The 22,864-nt window shown below is 69.5% G+C and carries 18 protein-coding genes; 10 read left to right on the forward strand and 8 right to left on the reverse strand.

Annotated features, from left to right (window positions below):
- Positions 1-156 precede the first annotated feature (156 nt).
- The 5 genes from L687_RS24585 to L687_RS24605 form a co-directional block, all read right to left on the reverse strand.
- On the reverse strand, positions 157-759 hold the full coding sequence (locus tag L687_RS24585; protein ID WP_021198453.1) for an ECF transporter S component: 603 nt from the start codon (positions 757-759) through the stop codon (positions 157-159).
- Entirely contained in the window at positions 756-1,631 is an 876-nt protein-coding gene (locus L687_RS24590) for a siderophore-interacting protein (RefSeq protein WP_021198454.1), read from the reverse strand. The genes L687_RS24585 and L687_RS24590 overlap by 4 nt, the downstream gene beginning before the upstream one ends.
- Before the next feature lie 10 nt (positions 1,632-1,641).
- Positions 1,642-2,460: an energy-coupling factor transporter transmembrane component T gene (locus L687_RS24595; protein ID WP_021198455.1), complete on the reverse strand. Its 819-nt coding sequence runs from the start codon at positions 2,458-2,460 to the stop codon at positions 1,642-1,644.
- Positions 2,457-4,148: an ABC transporter ATP-binding protein gene (locus L687_RS24600; RefSeq protein ID WP_021198456.1), complete on the reverse strand. Its 1,692-nt coding sequence runs from the start codon at positions 4,146-4,148 to the stop codon at positions 2,457-2,459. Before L687_RS24600 ends, L687_RS24595 begins: the two co-directional genes overlap by 4 nt.
- Before the next feature lie 77 nt (positions 4,149-4,225).
- Positions 4,226-4,771, reverse strand: a complete 546-nt coding sequence (locus L687_RS24605) for an ECF transporter S component (protein ID WP_021198457.1) — start codon at positions 4,769-4,771, stop codon at positions 4,226-4,228.
- 167 nt (positions 4,772-4,938) lie between these two features.
- Between L687_RS24605 and L687_RS24610 the strand changes: the two genes are divergently transcribed.
- The 7 genes from L687_RS24610 (at position 4,939) to L687_RS24635 (ending at position 14,678) form a co-directional block, all read left to right on the forward strand.
- On the forward strand, positions 4,939-8,157 hold the full coding sequence (locus L687_RS24610; protein ID WP_084487242.1) for a S8 family serine peptidase: 3,219 nt from the start codon (positions 4,939-4,941) through the stop codon (positions 8,155-8,157).
- A 192-nt stretch (positions 8,158-8,349) separates the two neighbouring features.
- Positions 8,350-10,635, forward strand: coding sequence for a carbon starvation CstA family protein (locus L687_RS24615; RefSeq protein ID WP_021198459.1), 2,286 nt, complete (start codon positions 8,350-8,352; stop codon positions 10,633-10,635).
- A 16-nt stretch (positions 10,636-10,651) separates the two neighbouring features.
- Entirely contained in the window at positions 10,652-10,897 is a 246-nt protein-coding gene (locus L687_RS42065; RefSeq protein WP_021198460.1) for a YbdD/YjiX family protein, read from the forward strand.
- 31 nt (positions 10,898-10,928) lie between these two features.
- Positions 10,929-12,110: a sensor histidine kinase gene (locus L687_RS24620; protein WP_021198461.1), complete on the forward strand. Its 1,182-nt coding sequence runs from the start codon at positions 10,929-10,931 to the stop codon at positions 12,108-12,110.
- Positions 12,111-12,115: 5 nt separating this feature from the next.
- Positions 12,116-12,853, forward strand: a complete 738-nt coding sequence (locus tag L687_RS24625) for a LytR/AlgR family response regulator transcription factor (RefSeq protein ID WP_021198462.1) — start codon at positions 12,116-12,118, stop codon at positions 12,851-12,853.
- Complete coding sequence (locus L687_RS24630) at positions 12,850-13,224, forward strand: hypothetical protein (protein WP_021198463.1); 375 nt, start codon at positions 12,850-12,852, stop codon at positions 13,222-13,224. The genes L687_RS24625 and L687_RS24630 overlap by 4 nt, the downstream gene beginning before the upstream one ends.
- Positions 13,221-14,678, forward strand: coding sequence for a sodium/solute symporter (locus L687_RS24635; RefSeq protein ID WP_021198464.1), 1,458 nt, complete (start codon positions 13,221-13,223; stop codon positions 14,676-14,678). Before L687_RS24630 ends, L687_RS24635 begins: the two co-directional genes overlap by 4 nt.
- 1 nt (position 14,679) lies before the next feature.
- Here the strand turns inward: L687_RS24635 and L687_RS24640 are convergent, their stop codons facing one another.
- Both L687_RS24640 and L687_RS24645 read right to left on the reverse strand, forming a co-directional pair.
- Entirely contained in the window at positions 14,680-15,615 is a 936-nt protein-coding gene (locus tag L687_RS24640; RefSeq protein ID WP_021198465.1) for a pirin family protein, read from the reverse strand.
- Positions 15,612-15,956 carry a GNAT family N-acetyltransferase gene (locus L687_RS24645; protein WP_021198466.1) on the reverse strand — a complete coding sequence of 115 codons (345 nt, stop codon included), beginning with the start codon at positions 15,954-15,956 and terminating at the stop codon, positions 15,612-15,614. The genes L687_RS24640 and L687_RS24645 overlap by 4 nt, the downstream gene beginning before the upstream one ends.
- 207 nt (positions 15,957-16,163) lie before the next feature.
- On the opposite strand from L687_RS24645, the gene recQ reads away from it, so the two are divergent.
- Positions 16,164-18,185: a DNA helicase RecQ gene (gene recQ, locus L687_RS24650; protein ID WP_021198467.1), complete on the forward strand. Its 2,022-nt coding sequence runs from the start codon at positions 16,164-16,166 to the stop codon at positions 18,183-18,185.
- 38 nt (positions 18,186-18,223) lie between these two features.
- On the opposite strand, the gene L687_RS24655 is transcribed toward recQ, so the two are convergent.
- Positions 18,224-19,501: a TetR/AcrR family transcriptional regulator gene (locus L687_RS24655; RefSeq protein ID WP_031206716.1), complete on the reverse strand. Its 1,278-nt coding sequence runs from the start codon at positions 19,499-19,501 to the stop codon at positions 18,224-18,226.
- Positions 19,502-19,634: 133 nt separating this feature from the next.
- Here L687_RS24655 and L687_RS24660 point away from each other — a divergent pair, with 133 nt between their 5' ends.
- Both L687_RS24660 and L687_RS24665 read left to right on the forward strand, forming a co-directional pair.
- The gene (locus L687_RS24660) at positions 19,635-20,933 is read left to right on the forward strand and encodes an MFS transporter (protein WP_021198469.1); all 1,299 of its coding nucleotides are present in this window, start codon (positions 19,635-19,637) and stop codon (positions 20,931-20,933) included.
- 2 nt (positions 20,934-20,935) lie between these two features.
- A complete protein-coding gene (locus tag L687_RS24665; RefSeq protein ID WP_031206717.1) occupies positions 20,936-22,690 on the forward strand; it encodes a glycoside hydrolase family 3 protein in 1,755 nt (584 codons plus the stop codon).
- Positions 22,691-22,864: the final 174 nt, after the last annotated feature.

The following is a 22,864-nucleotide window of genomic DNA, read 5'->3' on the forward strand; positions in this document are numbered from 1 at the left end:
CTTCGACATCGCCGCCTGACGACGACGCCCGCCTGACGACGACGCCGGCCTGATCACGCGGTGCCTGATGACGCGGTGCCTGATGACGCGGTGCCTGATGACGTCGATGCGTGACGTCGGCGCCTGTGCTCTCGAGGCTCAGCGATGCCTGCGGACTCAGGCCCTGCGGACTCCGGCCCCGTCGCCACCGGTCGCACCGACTCCGGCTCTGCGCAGACGGTCGGCGACCAGAATGCCGAGGGCCGTGCCGCCCACGCAGCTCGCGATGGTCACGGCAAAGAACGCGATCTGGGCGAAGAACGACATCGACCCGAGATCGAACCATGCCCACGCGGAGATCGGGTACACGATGCCGACCGTGACCGCACCGAGATAGTGCATCCACGTGCCCCAGTAGCGCCAGAGCACGAAGAGGAACGGCAGCTCCGTGAATGCCGCCCACCAGAGATTGGTCAGCACGGTGCGGAAACCATACCCGGAGAACGGCACCATGACGAGGCCGGCGATCAGGGCAACGAGCAGGCCGACGAGTGGGCGACGCAGCAGCCGCAGCGCGATCACCGACGGCAGCAGCCAGAGACCGGCGAGCGCCATGCCCACGAACGGGAGCGGCCCGGTCAGCACGGTCGAGAACCAGTTCATCGGTGCGAGCAGCACCGCTCCGGCGACGCCGAGTGCCGCGCAGGTCAGCAGGATGGCGGTAGGGAAGCGGAACCGTCCGCCGGTGCGGGGCGTCCGGCCCGCGGCATCCGCGCTCACGCCAGGGGCTCCGCGGCAGCTTCGCGGGCGGCCTTCGACGCGGGGGAGGCCGCACCGATCTTCCAGTATCCGCAGAAGCTCACGGCGTTCTTGTCCACCCCGCGCTCGCCGACGAGGTGTTTGCGGGCACCCGATGCGAGCGCCTGCTCACCCGCCGCGTACGCATGGAACGGGGCCTCCGGCAGCGCGGTGCGGCCGAGCGTCTCCAGCGCGAGGGAGCCGGGGGCGACATCGTGCGGGCGCACGATCCACACCACCTCGATGCCGGCGGGGCGGGCGAACTCCAGCGCATCCTCCTCGCTCGGCGTCTCGACGATCGCGATGCCGACGGCGTCGAACGGCAGCGAGGCGCAGATCGAGGAGATCGCGGGCAGGGCGGTCTCATCGCCGACCAGCACGACACGATCCGTTCCGCGCTGCGGATTGAAGGTGAGGCCCTCGTCGATGATCAGCACGTGCTCGCCCGGCCGGCAGGCCTCGGCCCACCGAGACGCCGGGCCGGCCGTTCCGTCGGCCGCCGAGCCGTGCAGCACGAAATCCACGTCGATCTCGGCGCCGGCGTCAGCCGTGGCCGATCGATATGCCCGCACGCTGTAGTTGCGCATCACCGGACGTTCGCCGTCGGGGATGCGCAGGAACTTCAGGTAGCCGAACATCTTGTTGGCCTTCGCCGGCACCCGGTCGAGGCCCGCGTCGCCGCCGATGGGCAGGAACAGCCGGAACCACTGGTCGAACCCCATCGGGCGGAACTTCTCGATCTCGCCGCCGCCGAGGGTCACCCTGATCCAGTGCGCCGACAGGCGTTCCGTACGCAGCACCACCAGGTGGATGAGCTCGGTGGTCTCGGGCTTGACCATCTTGCTGAATGCCATCGGGTGCCTTTCAGGGAAGCTGCCAGGGGAAGAAGGCGACGAAGATGGCCGCGGATGCCAGCAGGGTCGCGATGGTGAAGACGGTGTCGCGTGTGCGGAACGGGACGAGGTGCCGCTCGGTGCGGGTGGGATGCGCACCGAACGCGCGCGAGTCCATCGCCAGCGCCACCCGCTCGGCGTGACGGATCGCGCCGGCGAGAAGCGGCACGATGTAGCCCCACCCGCGGGCGATGCGGGCGAACGGTCCGCGTCCGCCGTGGTAACCGCGCACCCGGTGGGCCGCCCGGATCACGGCGAGCTCATGCCCGAACCGCGGCACGAACCGGAACGCTGCCAGTGCCGTGTAGCCGATCCGGTACGGCACCCGCAGCTGCTGCACACTGGCGCGCACGAGGTCGGGCCCACTGGTCGTGAGCCCGCCGACGAGCGCGAGAGCGACGATCGATCCGAGCCGCAGCGCCGTCGCGAAGCCGATCAGGAGCGCTCCGCTGTAGAGGGTCCAGTCGCCGATCCGCAAGACGGGGGAACTGCCCGCGACGAGTCCGGTGTCGACCCACACGGAGAACCCGATGCCCACCAGGAGCATGCCGGCCGGGAGCCCGAGCAGCAGGAGAGCGAGGAGCCGAACCGTGAGACGCGCCCCGACCAGGATCAGCGCGTAGGCGAGAATCAGGAAAGCGGCGGGCGTCGCGAGGTCGCGCACGAACACGAGCAGGACCATCGCCGGCGCGAACCCGGCGACCTTCGCGAGCGGATTCAACGCATACAGGAACTGCCGCCGCGACGTCGCCGTGATACGTGCGTACGGATCGAAGGTCGTCGCGGTCACGCGGTCGCCCCGAGCCCGGCCGAGGCCAGCACGCGCTGCAGCGGGGGCAGGCGCAGCCCCGCGTCGGCGAACAGCCGCTCGTCCTGCAGCAGGGTCGCAGTCGGACCGGCCGCACGCACGCGCCCGTCGGCGAGGACCACCACATGACTTGTGTGCTCGGCCACGAGCTGGAGGTCGTGCGTGACGATCACGATGGTCGTGCCTTCAGCGCGCAGGCTCTGCAGCAGGTCGAGCAGCTCGGCGGCTCTGGCGCGATCCTGTCCGAACGTGGGCTCGTCGAGCGCCAGCACCCGCGGGCGGGTGATCAGGGCCGTCCCCACCGACAGTCTTCGCTTCTCGCCGCCGGAGAGCAGGAACGGATGCACGCCCGCCTTGTGCTCGAGGCCGAAGCGGGCCAGCATCTCGCCGACCCTGGTCGAGATCTCGTCATCCGGTACGTGCCGCAGCCGCAGTCCGTGGGCCAGCTCGTCGAACACCGTGGGGGCGATGAACTGGTGCTCGGGATTCTGGAAGACGAACCCGATGCGCGCGGCGAGGTCGCGCGGCGATGCGGTGCCCGGATCGATCCCGTCGACCCGCACCTGGCCACGAGGCGGTGGCACGACCCCTGCGAGCGCCTGGATCAGCGTCGTCTTGCCCGCGCCGTTCGCACCGACGATCGCCGTGAGGCTGCCCGGTTCGAGATCGAGATCGATCCCGTGCAGGATCTCGGTGCGGCGTCGGCGCACGGTCAGCCCGCGAGCGCGGATGATCGGCTCGACACGTGCCGTCGCCTCGCCGGAGGGTGGAGAGATCTCGTCGGCTGCGCGCCGAGGGGTGGAGGGCGAGACGTCCTCACGATCGAGCGCTGCGGCGAGCTCCTGCGGCGACAGCGGCAGGAGGGCGAGCGAGAATCCCCGTTCCCGAAGGCGGAGTGCCGCCAGGGTGACAGCGGGAAGCCACACTCCCATCCGGACCAGCTCATCCGCGTGGTCGCGGATGACTTCGGCCGCCGGCCCGTCGAAGGCGACCCGGCCGTCGCCGTCGAGCACGATCGCGCGCGTGACGAAAGCCATCGCCGCGTCGAGGTTGTGCTCCACGAGCAGGATCGCGCGGTCGCCGGTCGCGACGACCTCCGAGAGGGCGGCGTACACGTCGTCGATGCCCTGGGGATCGAGGTTCGCCGTCGGCTCGTCGAGCACGATGAGCGGAGAGCCCATCGCCAGGGCTCCGGCGATCGCGAGTCGCTGCCTTCCGCCGCCGGAGAGGTGGTCGGGGTTCTCGTCGCGCCGTTCCCAGAGTCCGACCCGACGCAGTGCCTCCTCGACGCGACTTTCGACCACGTCGAGCGGAAGCCGCAGGTTCTCGGGGCCGAACGCGACCTCGTCGTAGACGCTGCCGGTGACGATCTGCGCATCGGGATCCTGGAAGACCATCGCGACGTGTGTGCTCAGCGTGGCCGTCTGCGCGCTGGCAGTGTCGATGCCCCCGGCTTCGACGGTGCCGACCAGCGTCGCGGGGAGGGCGTGGGGGATCAGTCCGTTGAGCGCGAGGGTGAGCGTCGACTTGCCGGAACCGGAGGGACCGAGCAGGAGCACGACCTCTCCGGCATCGATGTCGAACGTCACGTCGCGCGGCGAGGGGTGCGCCGCATCGGCGTGGGTGAGGGAGAGGTCACGCACGCGGAGCAGGGGCGCGGATGGGCGCACGGCGAAGTCCCGGGTCGGCGGATCGTACGCTTCTAACTTAGCTGAGCCTTACCTGATTCTCCATGCGGGTCGAGCGCCTATCGACGGGCGACGCCCGCGCGACTGAGCGCGGAGCCGATCGCGAGGCCGACCGCGGTCCACGCGATCGGTCCGAGCACCGAGATCGCGAGGTAGAGGATCTGCGCCCACAGCGGCATGACCGCGAGGTGGGCGGCGAAGAACACCACGACGGCCACGAACATCCCGATGATCGCCGCCGAGATGAAGAACCGCCACGGCCCCCAGGAGCGATAGCGGGTGAGGGCGGCCACCCCCTCCTGGATCAGGCCGAACAGCAGTGCCGTGCCGATGAAGCGCAGCGCCCACGCCGGGTTGAAGGCGCTCGCGATCAGCGCGGCGAACACATGAGTGATCAGCGCGACGAGCGGAAGGCGCAGCACCTCCTGCGCGATGATGCCCGGCAGCACGTGCGAGCCGAGCACCAGGCCGTAGAGGAACAGCAGGGGGCTCGCCAGCAGCACCGGCGTCACCCATCCGGCGATGCCCGCGAGGATGCCCGTCGCGACTCCGATCGCCGCGCAGACGAGCAGTACTCGGGTCGACAGGACGGAGGTACGGGCCACCTCTCCAGCTTACTGTCGACCTATCGGGAGGGCGGCCGTGGATAACCCTGGTCGATCGGCGAATGCCGACTGGTCGATCGACCAGATCTCGCGTCGATCGCTGAGGGCGGGACTATGTTGGCCGCGGTGCAGCAACGCGGTTGCACCGTGATCATCGGGAGCACCACATGGGTCGAACACCCCTCCGGATGGCAGCGGCCGCCACCCTGGCCACGCTGTTCATCGCATCGACAGCAACCACCGGCTACGCCGCGACGGAGGAGGTGACGCACCCCGTCCCCGTCGCAGGAACCCCCGGACATTACATCGTCGTGATGAAGTCGGATCCGCTCGCCACCTATGAGGGCGACGTGAAGGGACTGAAAGCCACCAAGCCCGCGGAAGGCGAGCAGCTCGAGACGCAGTCGCAGGATTCGCAGCGCTACGTCGAGCACCTCCAGACCGAGCAGACCGACCTCGTCAGCGACATCGGCGTGACCCCCGACACGACGTATCAGGTGGTGCTGAACGGGTTCAGCGCCGACCTCAGCGGCGAACAGGTCGATGCGCTCCGTGCCTCGAAGGACGTGCTCGGTGTCTACCCCGACGAGATCCGCCACCCCGATGCGCAGACCTCGACCGACTACCTCGGTCTCGGCGACGACCGCAAGGGCCGCGGAGGCGTGTGGCAGCAGACCGGAGGAGTCGAGAAGGCCGGAGAAGGCGTCGTCGTCGGTGTGATCGACACCGGCATCGCCCCCGAGCACCCCTCCTTCGAGGGCAAGAAGATCAAGAAGCAGAAGCAGCAGAACACTCGCAACAAGGGTGGTCAGCCCTACACCGACGGCACCTACGTCTACTTCGACAAGTCCGACGGCGGCCAGTTCCAGGCCGCGATGGTCGAGGGCCAGGACTGGGACAAGAGCGACTACTCCTCGAAGCTCATCGGCGGACAGTACTTCTACGCCGGAGCCGAGGCCGCCGGGTTCGACTTCCAGTACGACTACCTCTCGCCGCGTGACGGCGACGGCCACGGCTCGCACACCGCGAGCACTGCCGCGGGCAACTTCAAGGTCAAGGCCAGCATCGAGAACGTCGATTTCGGGACGGTCTCGGGAGTCGCACCGGCCGCGAAGATCTCGGCCTACAAGGCCTGCTACGTCGGCCCCGACACGTCGACCAAGGACGATGACATCTGCGCGCAGAGCGACCTCATCGCCGCGATCGATCAGGCTGTCGCCGACGGCGTCGACGTGATCAACTACTCCATCGGCGGCGGCGCCGCCAGCACTGTGATGGCCCCGGAGGACCTCGCATTCTTCAACGCCGCAGCTGCCGGCGTCTTCGTCGCGACCAGCGCCGGCAACGACGGCCCCGCCCCGGTCACGGCTGACCACGCATCGCCCTGGTACACGACCGTCGCCGCCTCGACCATCCCGACCTGGGAGGGCACCGTGCAGTTCGACGGGTTCGCGCAGGCCGGAGCCTCGGTGAGCGTGCCGTTCGGTCAGAGGGTCACCGGCCCGTCCATCGCCGCCGTCGATGCCTCCGCAGCAGGAGCGAAGGATCCGCAGCTCTGCCTGCCCGGCACCCTCGATCCGGCCAAGGTCGCCGGACACATCGTGGTCTGCGACCGTGGCGGCAACGCCCGCGCCGAGAAGTCGCAGGTCGTGAAGGATGCCGGGGGCATGGGCATGGTCCTCGTGAACGTGCCCGGTGGCGCCGACTCGCTCGACAACGACTTCCACTCGGTGCCGACCGTGCACCTGAACGCGGTGCACCGCGCCGCGGTGCTCGCGTACGTGCAGGGCGGCGTGGATCGTCCGATCACGCTCGTCGGGGAGAACACCACGGGCGTCACCACCCCGACGCCGCAGATCGCAGGCTTCTCGAGCCGTGGACCGATGCTGGCAGACGGCAGCGACGTGATGAAGCCGGACATCGCGGCTCCCGGCGTCGCGATCCTCGCGGCGACCGAGAACGCTCCGGGCGAGAAGCCGACCTTCGGCATCCTCTCCGGCACGTCCATGGCCTCGCCGCACGTCGCGGGTCTCGCGGCCCTGTACCTCGGTGAGCGCCCGAAGGCGACGCCCGCTGAGATCAAGTCGGCGATGATGACCACCGCCTACGACACGGTGCTGCCCGACGGATCGAAGAACACGAACCCGTTCGAGCAGGGTGCGGGTCAGGTCGATCCGAAGCGGTACCTGAACCCGGGTCTGCTCTACCTCAATGGTGTGAAGGACTGGGCGGCGTTCCTCGACGGGAAGGGGCTGTCGGACTTCCCCGGCATCGATCCCATCGACGGCAGCGATCTGAACCAGGCGTCGATCTCGATCGGCTCGCTGACCAGCGCGCAGACCGTCACCCGCACGGTCACCTCGACCGAGAAGGGCACGTTCACCGCCAAGGCCTCCGTGCCGGGAGTGAACATCAAGGTCACGCCGCAGCAGCTGAAGTTCGATCGCCCCGGTCAGACGAAGACCTTCACGGTCACGTTCGACAACGCGAGCGCTCCGGTGGAGCAGTGGGCCACGGGTTCGCTGACCTGGACGAGTGCGAAGAACTCGGTGCGCTCTCCGATCGCGCTGTTCCCGGTCACGGCCGATGCTCCGGCCGAGGTCACGGGCAGTGGTGTCGACGGCAGTACGTCGGTGGACATCACCCCCGGTCTCACCGGAGATCTGGCGCTCGGACTCTCAGGTCTGACTCCGTTCGAGCTGCTCGCCGATGCGGACAACCCGGTCGAGGGTCACTCGGGTGACGAGAAGTCGGGTGATGCGAACAAGGACGTGTCGTGGATCGTGAACGTGCCGGAGGGTACGACGCTCTCGCGGTTCGACCTCGACTCTTCCGATGACAAGGGCAGCGATCTCGACCTCACCGTGTACCGCGTGGTGAGCCCGGACGACCTGCAGTACTACCAGCGCTGGCGCTCGGCGACCGGCTCGGCGGATGAGCAGGTCACGATCCCGTCGCCGACGGCGGGTACGTACCTCGTGGTGGCCAACATCTACTCGACGACGGGCCCGATGACGTGGGACATGACCTACGCCAACGTGCTGCCCGACGGCGAGGGAGACCTGACCGCCACGCCGAACCCGCTCGCCGCGGTCCGCGGCACGCAGACGTCGTACGACCTCAGCTGGACCGGCCTGGCCGCCGGCACCCGCTACCTCGGGGTCGTGCAGTACGGCGAGTCGGATGTCCGCACCGTGCTGACGGTCGACGTGCCGCAGGCGAAGGCTCCGGAGACCCCGGCGCCCGAGACTCCGGTACCCGAGACTCCGGCGCCCGAGACTCCCGCGCCGGAGACCCCGGCTCCGGAGACGACCGCGCCGGCGACTCCCGCACCGCAGACGTCAGCGCCGGCGACTCCCGCACCGCGAGGGGAGAAGCGGGAGTAATACGGAAGCACGACAGCACGGCACCTCGTGGTCGAAGGGCCACGGGGTGCCGTGCTGTCGTGTTGCGCGGGCGCATCCGTTCACCGCGTGAACGGCGCCGCTCGTCGCAGCACCTGCTCCCTCGGTCCTCTCCGACGGCGTCGTCTTCCTAACGTGGGGGAACGCAACGTCGCGTACCCCGAGGAGACCCCCATGACCGCACCTTCGTCGCGCCGCCGCGACGGCGCCGGACTCGTCGACGACGAGCCCGTGATCGTCACCGATCCGAAACTCCCCTCCGTCGCCCTCACCGAAGAGCATCACGAGAAGGCGAACCGCTGGACCCTGCCGAAGATCATCCTGTGGGCCGCGATCGCCCTGCTGGGTGCCGTCGCCTGGACCATGCTCGCGATCGTGCGCGGCGAGACCGTCAACGCGATCTGGTTCGTGTTCGCGGCGGTCTGCACGTACCTGATCGGCTACCGGTTCTACTCCAAGGTGATCGAGAAGTACATCACCCGGCCCGATGACCGCAGGGCGACTCCCGCCGAGGTCAAGCAGGACGGCAAGGACTACGTCCCCACCGACCGCCGTGTGCTCTACGGTCACCACTTCGCCGCGATCGCCGGCGCCGGCCCGCTCGTCGGACCCGTGCTCGCCGCGCAGATGGGGTACCTGCCCGGCACGATCTGGATCATCGTCGGCGTCGTGCTCGCCGGCGCCGTGCAGGACTACACGGTGCTCTTCTTCTCGATGCGCCGCGGCGGCCGCACGATCGGTCAGATGGCCCGCCAGGAGCTCGGCAAGATCGGCGGCACCGCGGCGATCATCGCATCGCTGCTGATCATGCTGATCATCGTCGCCATCCTCGCCCTCGTCGTCGTCAACGCGCTCGGCGAGAGCCCGTGGGGCGTCTTCTCGGTCGCCATGACCATCCCGATCGCCCTCTTCATGGGCGTGTACCTGCGTTATCTCCGCCCCGGCAAGGTCACCGAGGTCTCGATCATCGGCTTCGCCCTGCTGATGGCGGCGATCATCGGCGGCGGATGGGTCGCCGGCACCGAGTGGGGTCAGGCGATCTTCCACCTCGACCGCACCACCATCGCCTGGGGCATCATCGTCTACGGCTTCATCGCCGCCGTGCTCCCGGTCTGGCTGCTGCTCGCCCCGCGCGACTATCTGTCGACCTTCATGAAGATCGGTGTGATCGTCATGCTCGCCGGAGCCATCGTGCTGGTGCGCCCCGAGATCACGGTCCCCGCGGTCAGCATCTTCGGCGAGAACGGCATGGGTCCGGTGTTCGCCGGTCCGCTCTTCCCCTTCCTGTTCGTGACGATCGCGTGCGGGGCGCTCTCCGGGTTCCATGCGCTGATCGCCTCCGGAACGACCCCGAAGCTCATCGAGAAGGAGCGCCAGACGCGCTTCATCGGCTACGGCGGCATGCTCATGGAGTCGTTCGTCGCGATCATGGCCCTCGTCGCCGCGATCTCGATCGACCAGGGCATCTACTTCGCGATGAACGCACCGACGGCGGCGACAGGCGGCACGGTCGAAGGGGCCGTCGCCTTCGTGAACTCGCTGGGGCTGACGGGGGTGAATCTCACGCCCGAGATGCTCACCGGCACGGCGGCCGCGGTCGGCGAGGAGTCGATCGTGTCCCGCACCGGTGGCGCCCCGACGCTCGCCCTCGGACTCGCGCACATCATGCAGCAGGCCCTCGGCGGTCAGGCGCTCATGGCGTTCTGGTACCACTTCGCGATCATGTTCGAGGCGCTGTTCATCCTCACCGCAGTGGATGCCGGTACACGCGTCGCCCGCTTCATGCTGCAGGACTCGATCGGCGCCTGGTTCCCCAAGTTCCGCGACGTCTCGTGGCGCCCCGGCGTCTGGATCTGCACGGCGATCATGGTGGCCGGATGGGGCGCGATCCTCATCCTCGGTGTCACCGACCCGCTCGGCGGCATCAACACCTTCTTCCCGCTGTTCGGCATCGCCAACCAGCTGCTCGCCGCGATCGCGCTCGCCGTGGTGCTGGCCATCGTCGCCAAGCGCGGCCGCAGCTACTTCAAGTGGTTGTGGATCATCGCCCTGCCGCTGGCGTTCACCGCGGTCGTGACCATCACGGCGTCGCTCTACAAGATCGCCTCTCCGGTGCCGGCCATCGGCTACTGGGCGAACCACTTCCGCTACGTCGCGGCACGCGACAGCGGAGACACCTCACTCGGCGAGCCGCAGGTGCTCGACGCGGTCATCCGCAACACCGCCGTGCAGGGCACGCTGTCGATCATCTTCGTGACCCTGGCGATCATCGTGATGGTGACCGCTGTGATCGTCACGATCAGGGCCATCCGCAACGGCGGCGGCGAGAACACCGAGGAGCCGCCCGTGGCCTCGCGCCGCTTCGCCCCGGCCGGATTCCTGCCGAGCGCCGAAGAACGTGAGCTCGAGAAGCAGTGGGAGCCGATCCTCGCCGACGAGCGCAAGGCGTCGACCCACTGATGTCGATCCCCCTGAGATGGCCGACACCATGAGGCGGACGGATGCCGCGACCACCCTGCTGCGGACGCTGCTCAGCGCCGCGGCGCGGGCCGGTCGCGGCATCCGCTGGTACATGACGAGCCTGATGGGCGACACCGCCTATGCGACCTACGTCGCCCATCAGCGTCGACAGCATCCGGACGAGGAGCCGCTGACCGAACGGCAGTTCTGGCGGCAGCGGATGGACGACCAGGATCGCAACCCCGGTGCCCGCTGCTGCTGAGCGCAGCCACGCCGGTGCCTAGGCTGGGACCATGACCGACGTCGTTCTCGCAGCGATCCTCGGCGTGCTCGGCGGCATCGTCCTCTCGGTGCTCCTCCTGCTCGCACGCCGACTCGCGCGCGGGGCCGCCGACCTCGGAAGCGACGCCGAACAGGCCGCCCTCACCGCACTGCATCAGGCGAGCCTGGCGGCGCCGCATCTGCGCGCCGGACTCTCGGATCCCGATGTGGTCAAAGCCGCGCGTCACCTGCGAGTGCTGCTCGGCAGCGCGGCGGTCGCGATCGTGAGCGCGGAAGGCACGGTGTCGTTCGACGGTCCGTCCGATGGACTCGAATCCGCGGCCCGCCGCATCGCCGCCCAGGTCGGGGCCTCGGGGCGGAGGCAGGTGTTCCCGGCGCAGGGCAGGGAGGACGACCTGGAGGCGGTCGGGGCTCCGATCCTCGTCGACGGCCGCGTGGTGGGCGTCGTCGTGGCCTTCGCGGCACCGGTCAGAGCCGCGCTCGTGCGGGCGGCGGAAGAAGTCGCCGACTGGTGCGGGGCCCAGGTCGAACTCGGCGGACTCGATGCGCAGCGGACGCAGCTGGCCGAGGCGGAGCTGCGCTCGCTGCGGGCGCAGATCTCCCCGCACTTCATCTACAACGCCCTCACGGCGATCGCCTCGTTCATCCTCACCGACCCCGCGCGGGCCAGGGAGCTGGTGCTCGAGTTCGCCGACTTCACGCGCTACTCGTTCCGCCGTCAGGGCGAGTTCACGACGGTCGCCGAGGAGCTCGGCAGCATCCACTCCTATCTGGAACTGGAGCGCGCCCGCTTCGGTGATCGGCTCCGCGTGACCCTGCAGATCGCCCCGGAGACGCTGGCGACCGTCATCCCGTTCCTCTCGGTGCAGCCCCTGGTCGAGAACGCGGTCCGCCACGGGCTCGAGCCGGGTGAGGGCGGGGGAGAGATCCGCATCGCCTCGCGCGACGACGGCACCCACACCGAGATCACGGTCGAGGACGATGGCGTCGGCATGGATCCGGAAGCCTTGCGGACCACGCTGACGGCCGGTGACGACGGTGTGCACGTGGGGCTTCGCAACGTCGACACCCGGCTCCGCCAGCTGTATGGTGCCGACGGTGGACTGGTCGTCGAGACGAACACCGGCGCCGGTACCCTGGTGCGCATGCGGGTCCCGAAATCTCAGCCGCAGCACGACCCGGACGCCGACTGACGATCATGACGAACAGCGCCCCCTCGATCGACGTCCTCGTCGCGGATGACGAGCGTCCAGCCCTCGACGAGCTCGTCCACCTGCTCGGCACTGACGCCCGCATCGGCGAGATCCTCACCGCGTCGTCGGGCGCGGATGCGCTGCGGCTGATGTCGGAGCGCGCGGTGCGGATCGCGTTCCTCGACATCCACATGCCAGGGTTGACCGGGATGGAGCTCGCGCGGGCGCTGCTGACCCTCGCCGAACCTCCGGCGGTCGTGTTCGTCACCGCCGACGAGGCGAAGGCGGTGGAGGCGTTCGAGCTGCGTGCCGCCGACTATCTGCTCAAGCCCGTGCGCCTCGAGCGTCTGCGGCGGGCGGTCGACCGGGTGGTCGAGCTCGGGGACGCCGCGGCATCGGGCGACGACGAGATGCTGCCGGTCACGGTCGGCTCGGTCGTGCGGTTCGTGAAACGCAGCGACGTGCGCTGGGTGCGGGCGCAGGGGGACTACTCCCGACTGCACACCGGAGATGGGACGGGTCATCTGGTGCGCATCCCGATCTCGGAGCTGGAGGCGCGATGGGCGGATGCCGGGTTCCTCCGCATCCACCGCTCTTCGCTCGTGCGCATCGCCGCCGTGACCGAGGCGCGGCTGTCGGGGTCGGAGCCCACCGTGTCGATCGGTGCGACGTCTCTCCCGGTCAGCCGGCGACTGGTACCCGCGGTGCGCGACGCGCTGCTGCGCGGAGAGGGGGCAGGATGACCGAGAAGCCGAAGCGGGTTCGTGTGACGGCCGACCTGCCCGATCGGAGGCCGACCACCTTCACCCGCGGCATCGCGCTCCCCGGCTCGCCCGTCGACGAGGCGGATGCCGTGTATGCGCGCGCCCTGATGCGCAGTCAGCTCCGGCTCGCGCTCGGGACCGTCGCGGGGTTCGTCGTCGTGGTGATCGCGCTGACCCTGACGATCGCTCTCGTCCCCGAGGTCGGACAGGTCGTGGTCTGGGGCCTGCCGCTGTCGTGGCTGCTGCAGGCCTACGCGTTCTATCCGATCATCCTCGTGTTCGCGGTGCTCTACGTGCGCACGGCCGCCCGCAACGAGCGCCGATACCGCGCGCTCCGGGATCGCGAATGAACGCGGTGCTCGACCTCATCGGCGTCGCGCTCGTCATCGTCGCGACCCTGCTGATCGGCATCTACGGCCTGCGCATCTCGCGCACGACGGGGGACTTCTTCGTGGCGTCGCGCACCGTGCGGCCGGTGTGGAACGCGTCGGCGATCAGCGGCGAGTACCTCTCAGCCGGCACTTTCCTCGGACTGTCGGGTCTCGTGCTGCTCGACGGCGCCCGCGGCTTCTGGTTCCCGATCGGCTATGCGGCCGGCTACCTGCTGGTGCTCGCGTTCGTGGCGGCGCCGCTCCGACGCAGCGGCGCCTACACGATCCCGGACTTCATCGAGGCGCGGCTGGAGTCGACGTCGGCCCGGCGCGTGACCAGCATCGCGGTGCTGGTGATCGGCTGGCTCTACATCGTGCCGCAGCTGCACGGAGCGGGGCTGACGCTCCTCGTCGTGGCCGGCCTTCCGGAATGGGTGGGGGCCGTGACCGTCGCGGTGCTCGTGGCGGCGGCGGTCGCCGCGGGCGGCATGCGGGCCATCACCTATGTGCAGGCGTTCCAGTACTGGCTCAAGCTCACGGCGCTCCTGGTGCCGGTGGTGTTCATCGCGTTCGCCCTCAGCGGCGGTCCGCACGACGTCGATCCCGCGCTGGTCTTTCCCGTCGAAGCCGGGCCCTCGGGTTTCGACGCCTACGAGACGGCATCCCTGTTGCTCGCACTGCTGTTGGGGACGATGGGGCTCCCGCACGTGCTGGTGCGGTTCTACACGAGTCCGACCGGGGTGTCGGCGCGGCGGACCACCGTCATCGTGATCGGCATGGTGAGCGCGTTCTATGCGGTGTCGAGCACGATGGGGCTGCTGGCGCGCATCGCCGCTCCCGACCTCGCGGTTCCCGGTGTCGCCGACACGGTGGTGCTGCTGTTGCCGTCGCGCGTGTTCCCCGGAGCGTTCGGCGAACTGCTGACCGCGCTGATCGTCGCGGGGGCGTTCGCGGCGTTCCTGGCGACATCGGCCGGCCTCGTGGTGTCGCTCGCCGGCGTGATCAGTCAGGACGTGTTCTCCGGCTCGGTGCGGTCGTTCCGCCTGTCGGCCGTGCTCTGTGCGCTGGTGCCGCTCGTGGTGGCGCTGCTCACGGCACCGGCCGGCCTCGGGTCGAGCGTCGGCGTGGTGTTCGTGGTGGCGGCGTCGACGCTGTCGCCGGTCGTGCTGTTGGGAGTCTGGTGGCGAGGGCTCACCGCCCGTGGCGCGGTCGCCGGGATGCTGTCGGGCGGGATCGCCGCCGGACTCGCGCTGCTGGTGCACGCGGCGGTCGGGGGAGTCGGAGTGGCCGCGCCCTACCTCGCGCAGCCCGCCGCCTGGACGATCCCGCTCGCCACGGCCGTGACGGTCGTGGTGTCGCTCTTCGATCCGCGGGGACCGTCGCCGCGCACGGAGCGCTTCCTCGCTCGTGTGCACACGCCCGAGCGCGGCTGAGTCAGAGTTTCCGGCTGCGCGGCATGAGCCGCACGTCAGGGAGCGGCGGAGCGGGGATGCGCACGTCGTGACCGTCGACCGCGCCGAAGCGAGGGGATGCCGCTCCCGTCACGGACTCCGCTTCCCACTCTTCGCGCGCCTCGACGATCTCGTCATGCGAGCGGCCGGCGAAGTTCCACCACATCACGATGTCGTCCTCGAAGGGCGCGCCGCCGAGCAGGAACAGCAGGGCCCCCTCGGTGCTCGACACCTCGACGGTGTCGCGGGAGTCGCCGAGGTAGAGCAGTGCGTTGCGATCGAGCGGATGCGCGGCCACCACGGCATCTCCCTCGACGAGCATGAGGGCGTGCTCCCAGTCGGAGCGCAGCGGCAGAAGCACACGCGAGCCGGGAGCGAGCACGATCTCGGCCCCGACGATCGGGGTGTGCACCGTGGCGGGTGAGCGCACGCCGGCGAACTCGCCGAGCACGACGGTGGCTTCGGCATCCGCTCCCTCGTCGGCCGAGACGGTGAGTGCGGGCAGTGCGGTGTGCCGTTCGAACCCGGCAGCGCCGTGGCGGGCCGAATCCGGGAGCGCCACCCAGAACTGCAGCGCATCGAGGGGGACGGGATCCTCGCCGATCGAGTACTCCGAGTGCGAGATCCCGTTGCCCGCGGTCATCAGGTTCAACTGCCCGCGACGCAGGTCGGCGTCGCTGCCGAGCGAGTCGCGGTGACGGATCTCTCCGACGAGCGGCCAGGTCACGGTCTGCAGACCGATGTGGGGGTGCGGCTCGACCCGCATCTTCGTGTCGGCCGGTCCGAACCGGTCGAGGAAGCACCAGGCGCCGATCGTGGGCAGGTTCCGGTGCGGCAGCGCGCGCAGCACGTTCATGCCGCGCACCCCGCCGAGCGGCACCTCGCGGGGCTCGAGGATGAGGCGGTGCTGCCCGATCATTCCGCTCGGCCCGTCGGGTCCTCGTCCGCGGTTCCCACAGGTGCAGAGGGGGTCTTCGGCCAGCGGATCTCGGCGCCGGGGATCTCGTGCGTCTCGAGGTACTTGGCGATGTACGGGCACAGCGGGACGATGGCGTCACCCCGTCCCGCCGCATCCGCCAGCGCCGCCGATGCGAGCGTGCCCGCCAGGCCCTGGCCCTGGAACGCCGGGTCGATCTCGGTGTGGATGAAGCGGATGGATCCGGGGCGCAGATCGTACGCCGCGAAGCCCGCGAGCACGTCGTCGGAACGGATCTCGTAGCGCGATTCCTCGTCGTTGCGGGTCACGGTGATGGCGGTCATCGGCTGCTCCTTCGAACGGATGCCTCCAACCTACGCCCCGCGTGCGCGGTCGGGCCCGGCGAAAACCCAGGCCGTCTGCTGCCGCACCGGCGCGTCGGAGTGCGACACTCCGTGGGGGAGGCGGGTGGCCTGGGTTTCGGCAGCCCGGGCGGTCGAGGGTGTGGAGGAAGCGCCTCCCGCGTCGGCGGGGGTCGTTACGCTGGAGGGATGCCGCAGACTCCCCGTGACCCGTACGCGGACCTGCCGTACGCCGACGAGCCCTACGACGACGGCTGGGAGTCGTCCGCCCCGCCCGAGCCGATGGACTGGGAGCCGCAGGGGGCGGGCTACGAGCCGCCGCTCGACTGGGGTCAGGGTCCGGTCACGCCGGTGGCCCCCGCATCCGCGGCTCCGGCCGCTCGTCGCGCGACGCCGAGCCGGTACGCGACCGCGCGCGAGGCTCTGCACACCGTCTTCGGCTACGACGAGTTCCGCGGCGACCAGGCGGCGATCGTCGAGCAGGTCATCGCCGGCGGAGACGCCGTCGTGTTGATGCCGACCGGTGGCGGAAAGAGCATCACCTACCAGGTGCCCGCCCTCGTCCGTGAGGGCACGGGCCTCGTGATCAGCCCGCTCATCGCGCTCATGCACGACCAGGTCGATGCCCTGCGGGCCAACGGTGTGAAGGCCGCCTACCTCAACTCCACCCAGGCGATCGACGAGCGTCGCGAGGTCGAGCGGGCCTACGTCGCCGGCGAGCTCGACCTCATCTACGTCGCCCCCGAGCGTCTGTCGAACGCGCAGACCACGGCGCTGCTCCAGCGCGGAACGCTCAGCGTCATCGCGATCGACGAGGCCCACTGCGTGTCGCAGTGGGGTCACGACTTCCGTCCCGACTACCTGGCTCTCGGCGACCTGGGCGAGCGGTTCCCCGGGGTGCCGCGCATGGCGCTCACGGCGACAGCGACCGCGGCGACGCACAAGGAGATCACCGAGCGGCTGCACCTCGAGGGTGCCGCCCACTTCGTCGCGAGCTTCGACCGCCCGAACATCCAATACCGCATCGTGCCCAAGGTCGACCCGCGCAAGCAGCTCGTCCAGTTCATCCGCTCGCAGCCGGAAGGCGCGGCAGGCATCGTCTACGCGCTCAGCCGCAAATCGGTCGAGCAGACGGCGACCTCCCTCGCCGCCCAGGGGTTCGATGCGCTGCCGTACCACGCGGGTCTGCCCGCCGAGGTGCGGGCGGCCAACCAGGCGCGCTTCCTCCGTGAAGACGGCGTGGTCATGGTCGCGACCATCGCGTTCGGCATGGGCATCGACAAGCCCGACGTGCGCTTCGTCGCGCACATCGATCTGCCGAAGTCGGTCGAGGGCTACTACCAGGAGACCGGTCGCGCCGGCCGCGACGGCGAGCCCTCTGTGGCGTGGATGGCGTACGGTCTGGGCGACGTCGTGCAGCAGCGCCGGCTCATCGACCAGAGCCCCGGCGACCGCACGTTCAAGATGCGGATGGGTCAGCACCTCGACGCGATGCTCGCGCTGTGCGAGACCGTGGAGTGCCGCCGGCAGAACCTGCTGGGGTACTTCGGTCAGGAATCGCAGCCCTGTGGCAACTGCGACACGTGCCTCGAGAACACCGAGACGTTCGACGGGCTCGTGCCCGCGCAGAAGCTGCTCTCGACGATCGTGCGGCTGAAGCGTGAGCGCAATCAGGCGTTCGGTGCCGGCCACCTGATCGACATCCTCCGCGGCGCCTCGACCGAGCGCATCCGGCAGCAGGGACACGAGAAGCTCGCGACCTACGGCATCGGCAACGACCTCTCCGATCAGGACTGGCGCAGCGTCGTCCGGCAGCTCCTCGCTCGTGGCATCCTGGTCGCGCAGGGCGACTACGGCACCCTCGCTCCCGGAGAGCAGGCCGCCGGAGTGCTGCGCGGCGAGACGGCTGTACCGCTGCGCAAGGACACGATCGGGCGTCCGACCTCGTCCGGTCGGGCTCGCAAGGCCAGTGCCGCCGATGCCCTGGACGCCGGAGACCGGGGTCTGTTCGAGGCGCTGCGCACCTGGCGGGCCGAGACCGCCCGCGAGCAGGGCGTCCCCGCCTACATCGTGTTCGGGGACGCGACCCTGCGCGCGCTCGCGGAGCATCGTCCTGCCTCCCTCGCCGACCTCGACGGGATCACCGGTATCGGTGCGAAGAAACGCGAGGCGTACGGCGAGGGCGTTCTCGCGGTCATCGCCGCGGCCTGATCTGAGCCCTGACCATCACCGCCCGACTCCGCGCGCGCTCAGCGCGGAGGCAGCACGTCGTCGAGATGTGCGCGCAGGTGGGTGGTGATGTCGAGCCGCTCCCTGTCGTACAGCCACTGGTACTGCAGGCCGTCCCACATCGCGATGAGCCAGGTGGCCTCGTGCGCGGGGTCGCGGTGCGCCGGTAGGTCGCCGTCGACCTGGGCGAGCCGGAAGAGCTCGGTGAAGTAGTCGAGGGCGTTCGCGAACCGCATCGCGAAGTAGTCATGCGCGGGGTGGGTGGCGGGCACGGCCTCGCACGACAACACCGCATACACCTCGATCAGACCGGGTTCCTCCTGCGCGCTGAGCGCGGCACCGTCGGGGATGCCGCGCAGCAGCTCGCCCGCTGACGCGGCGCCGGCGAACCCCTGGTTCTGGTTGATGGCGCTGTCGCGTTCGGTCAGGACGGCGCTGAGCAGCAGTTCCTTCGACGGGTAGTGGTGCAGCAGCGTCGACTTCGACACCCCGACCGCGGTCGCGATGTCCTGCAGGCTGGTGTCGCCGTAGCCGTCGCGGGCGAACAGGCGGGTCGCATCGGCGAGGATCTGCGCGCGACGACGACGGCCGACCGCATAGCCGGGATCGACGTCGGCTGCAGCGGTCGTGCGCAGTGCGGGCAGGGGCCCCGCCGGGTCAGAGGTGTCCGACGAGGGCTCGTCGTCGGGGTTCCGCCACCCGAGCGGCAGTGCCCAGAGGTTCTCCCGCTCCTCGAGCATCTCCACCACGTCGACCCGATCAGGCAGATACTGCGACAGCAGCTGCAGCCCGTCCCATCCGGCGGTGTGTCGCACCGTCTCCCCGTCGACATCGCGATCGGCCGCGATGACGCCGTGGTGCTTCGCGTCTTCCAGGACGTCGATGCTCAGCGAGCGGAGTCGGCAGTACCGGGCGCGCATCCGCTCGTGCGCAGGGTGTCCGGGAGCAGAGGCTTCGCCCGTGAGCGCGGCGAACAGCTCGAGGTAGCCTGCGGTGCGCGCGTTCCGTTCGGCGATGCCGGAGAACACCAGCTCGCCCGGCTCGGAGGCGGCCGAGATGGCGCTGAACACGGTCTCGTTCTCGGCTTCGAGCTCGGCGACCACTTCGCCGAGCAGGTCGTCCTTCGAGGCGAAATGGCCGAGGAGCCCTGGATGGCTGACGGAGGCCGCGGTGGCGATATCACGCAGAGACGTCGACCGGTAGCCGCGGGTGACGAACAGGTCATGTGCGGCGGTGAGGATCCGCTGGCGCGTGGCGGCAGCGCGCGCGTGCCGGGAGCCGGTCGCCGTCGTCGTCATCGCATCCTCCTTCCACATCCTATCCTCGCTCATTACCAATCGGTCTGGTTTCAGTTACCAGATGGTCGAGATTGGTGTATCGTCATCCCAGACCGCATCGCCCGAAGACGTGCGGTGAATCGAAAGGACTGTCATGACAGAGCTGTCATCCGCCGCCACGGCGGCCGCGGTCGGCACCACCGGGTTCAAGGCCCCCGGAACCACGCCGCCGAAGACCCCGCGCGGCTACACGCCGGGCCTCGCCGCCGTGAACTTCGGCGTCTACCTCGCCCTGCTCACCCCGGTCATGGTGTCGATGGCATTCAAGATCCAGCACATCGACCCCGTGAACACCGAGGGCAGCCTCGGACTCGTGATGGGCGTGGGCGCGATCTTCGCCCTGATCGCGAACCCGCTCGTCGGCCGGCTCTCCGACCGCACCACCTCGCGCTGGGGCATGCGTCGTCCGTGGATCCTCAGCGGCGCGATCGTGGGGCTCGGCGGCTTCCTCCTCATCGGCTCGGCGACCTCCGTGTGGATGGTCCTGCTCGCCTGGTGCCTCGTGCAGACCGCGATGAACGCCGTGCTGGCCGCGGCCAACGCCACGCTGCCCGATCAGGTGCCGGTCACCAGCCGAGGCAAGGTCTCCGGCATCATCGGCATCACGACCCCGATCGGCATCCTCGCCGGCAGCTTCCTCGTGAACTTTCTCCCCGGCGACTTCGAGCGCTTCGTCGTCCCCGGCGTGATCGCCCTGATCCTCGTGATCGTGTTCGTCCTGATCCTCAAGGATCGCCGCCTCACCGAGAAGCCGGCCGACAAGTTCACGGTCGGCATGTTCTTCGGCTCGTTCGTGTTCAACCCGCGCACGCACCCCGACTTCGGCTGGACCTGGCTCACCAAGTTCTTCGTGATGTTCGGCTATGCCGGTATCGCCACCTTCCTGCCGCTCTACCTCGTCACCAAGTTCGGCCTCGACGAGCAGGGCGCGGTCGGCATCATCCTGGCCGCCAACCTCGCCTCGATGGCGGCGATGGCGATCTCCTCGCCGCTGGGTGGATTCCTCTCCGACAAGATCGGCAAGCGTCGCCCCTTCGTCGCGATCGCCGGCGTGATCATGGTGGTCGGGCTGGTCATCCTCGCCGTCGCCCCCGACGTCACGACCGTCATCATCGCGCAGGCGATCATCGGACTGGGCGCCGGGTCCTTCCTCTCGGTCGACCTGGCCCTCGCGACCGAAGTGCTGCCCAACCCCGACGACGTGGCCAAGGACCTCGGTGTGCTGAACATCGCCAACGCTCTGCCGCAGTCCATCGCCCCGGCCATCGCCCCCGGCATCATCGCCATCGGTGCAGCCACACCGCTCGGCGGCTACACCACCTGGTACCTGTTCGGCGCGGTCGTCGCGCTGGCCGGCGCCGTTCTCGTCTACCGCATCAAGGGAGTCAAGTGACCATGACCGAGACCATCACCGCACGCCCGTGGCTCGACACCGACCTCCCCGTCGACGAGCGGGTGCAGCTGCTGCTCGACGCCATGACGATCGAGGAGAAGGCGGGACTCTTCTTCCACACCATGATCGCCATCGGCGACCTCGAAGAACCGAATCCGGTCTTCGCGACCCCATCGGCCCGCGAATTCCTCGAGACCAAGCGGATGACGCACTTCAACCTGCTCGGCGCCGCGCCCACCGGCCGCGAGATCGCCGCATGGCAGAATGCGCTGCAGCGGCTGGCGGCATCCACGCGTCTCGGTATCCCGGTGACGCTGTCGACCGACCCGCGGCACTCGTTCAGCGAGAACCCCGGTGCGTCGATCCTCGCCGGCCCCTTCTCGCAATGGCCCGAGACCCTCGGCCTCGCCGCCACCCGTGACGAGGCGCTCGTCGAGCGCTTCGCCGACATCGCCCGACAGGAGTACACGGCGGTCGGGCTGCGGGTCGCGCTGCACCCGCAGGTCGACCTCGCGACCGAGCCGCGGTGGGCGCGGCAGACGGCGACCTTCGGCGAAGACGCGGAACTGTCGGGAAAGCTCGGCGCCGCCTACATCCGCGGATTCCAGGGCGCGTCGTTCGGCCCCGGCTCCGTATCGACCATGACGAAGCACTTCCCCGGAGGCGGTCCGCAGAAGGATGGCGAGGACCCGCACTTCCCCTACGGCCGCGAGCAGATCTATCCTGGCGGCGAGTTCGAGCTTCACCTGAAGCCGTTCGAAGACGCGCTCGCCGCGGGGACCCGGCAGATGATGCCGTACTACGGGATGCCCGTCGGCACGGAGTACGAGGAGGTGGGATTCGGGTTCAACAAGTCCGTGATCACCGGCCTGCTGCGTGAGCGCTACGGCTTCGACGGTCTCGTGTGCACCGACTGGGGCCTGATCAGCGACTCCGAGATCTTCGGTCAGCCCTTCCCCGCACGTGCCTGGGGCGTGGAGGATCTCACGCCGCGCGAGCGCATGAAGAAGGTGCTGGAGGCCGGAGCCGACCAGTTCGGCGGCGAAGCGAACCCGGAGCTGCTGCTCGAGCTCATCGCCGACGGTGAGGTGACCGAGGAGCGACTCGACGTCTCGGCTCGCCGCATCCTGCGCGAGAAGTTCGAGCTCGGGCTGTTCGAAAACCCGTACGTCGACGAGGACGCGGCCGACGAGATCGTCGGGCGAGCCGATTTCCGAGCCGCGGGGGAGGCCGCCCAGCGCGCCTCGATCACGGTGCTCATGAACGACGGTGCCCTGCCGTTGGCCCCCGGCCGCAAGCTCTACGTCGAGGGCGTCGACGCGACGGTCGCTGCATCGTTCGGGGAGATCGTCACGACGCCGGAGGAAGCCGACCTGGCCGTCATCCGCCTGCAGGCTCCGTTCGAAGAGCGCGAGACGATGTTCGAGAACTTCTTCCACGCGGGCTCTCTCGCGTTCTCGGACGATGTGGTCGCGCACGTCCGCGCGGTCGCCGCCGTCGTGCCGACCGTCGTCGACGTGCTCGCGGATCGTCCGCCGATCCTCACCCCGATCGTCGAGGCCGCGGCCGCGGTGACCGTGAACTGGGGGGCCTCGAGCGCCGCGCTCCTCGACGTGCTCAGCGCCGCGTTCCCCGCCCAGGGCAGGCTGCCGTTCGACCTGCCGCGGTCGATGGACGCTGTCGAAGCCTCCCGTCCCGATGTGCCGTTCGACACCGCCGATCCGCTGTTCCGGTTCGGTCACGGGCTCTCGCTCTAGTCCGGTCGCACCGTCCGGAAGACCGCCCCGCAAGCTTCGGCATGCGGGGCGGTTCGGCGTCCCGGCATCCTCTCGCCGGGAGCATCCCGTCGCTGCACGGTCACCACGTTTCGAAATGTCTCGCGCGAAGACGTTCACCGGACGATTTCTGGACGAATGCTGGACTTCTCATTC

Origin of the sequence: Microbacterium maritypicum MF109 (assembly GCF_000455825.1) — a bacterium.
Lineage (GTDB): Bacteria > Actinomycetota > Actinomycetes > Actinomycetales > Microbacteriaceae > Microbacterium > Microbacterium maritypicum_A.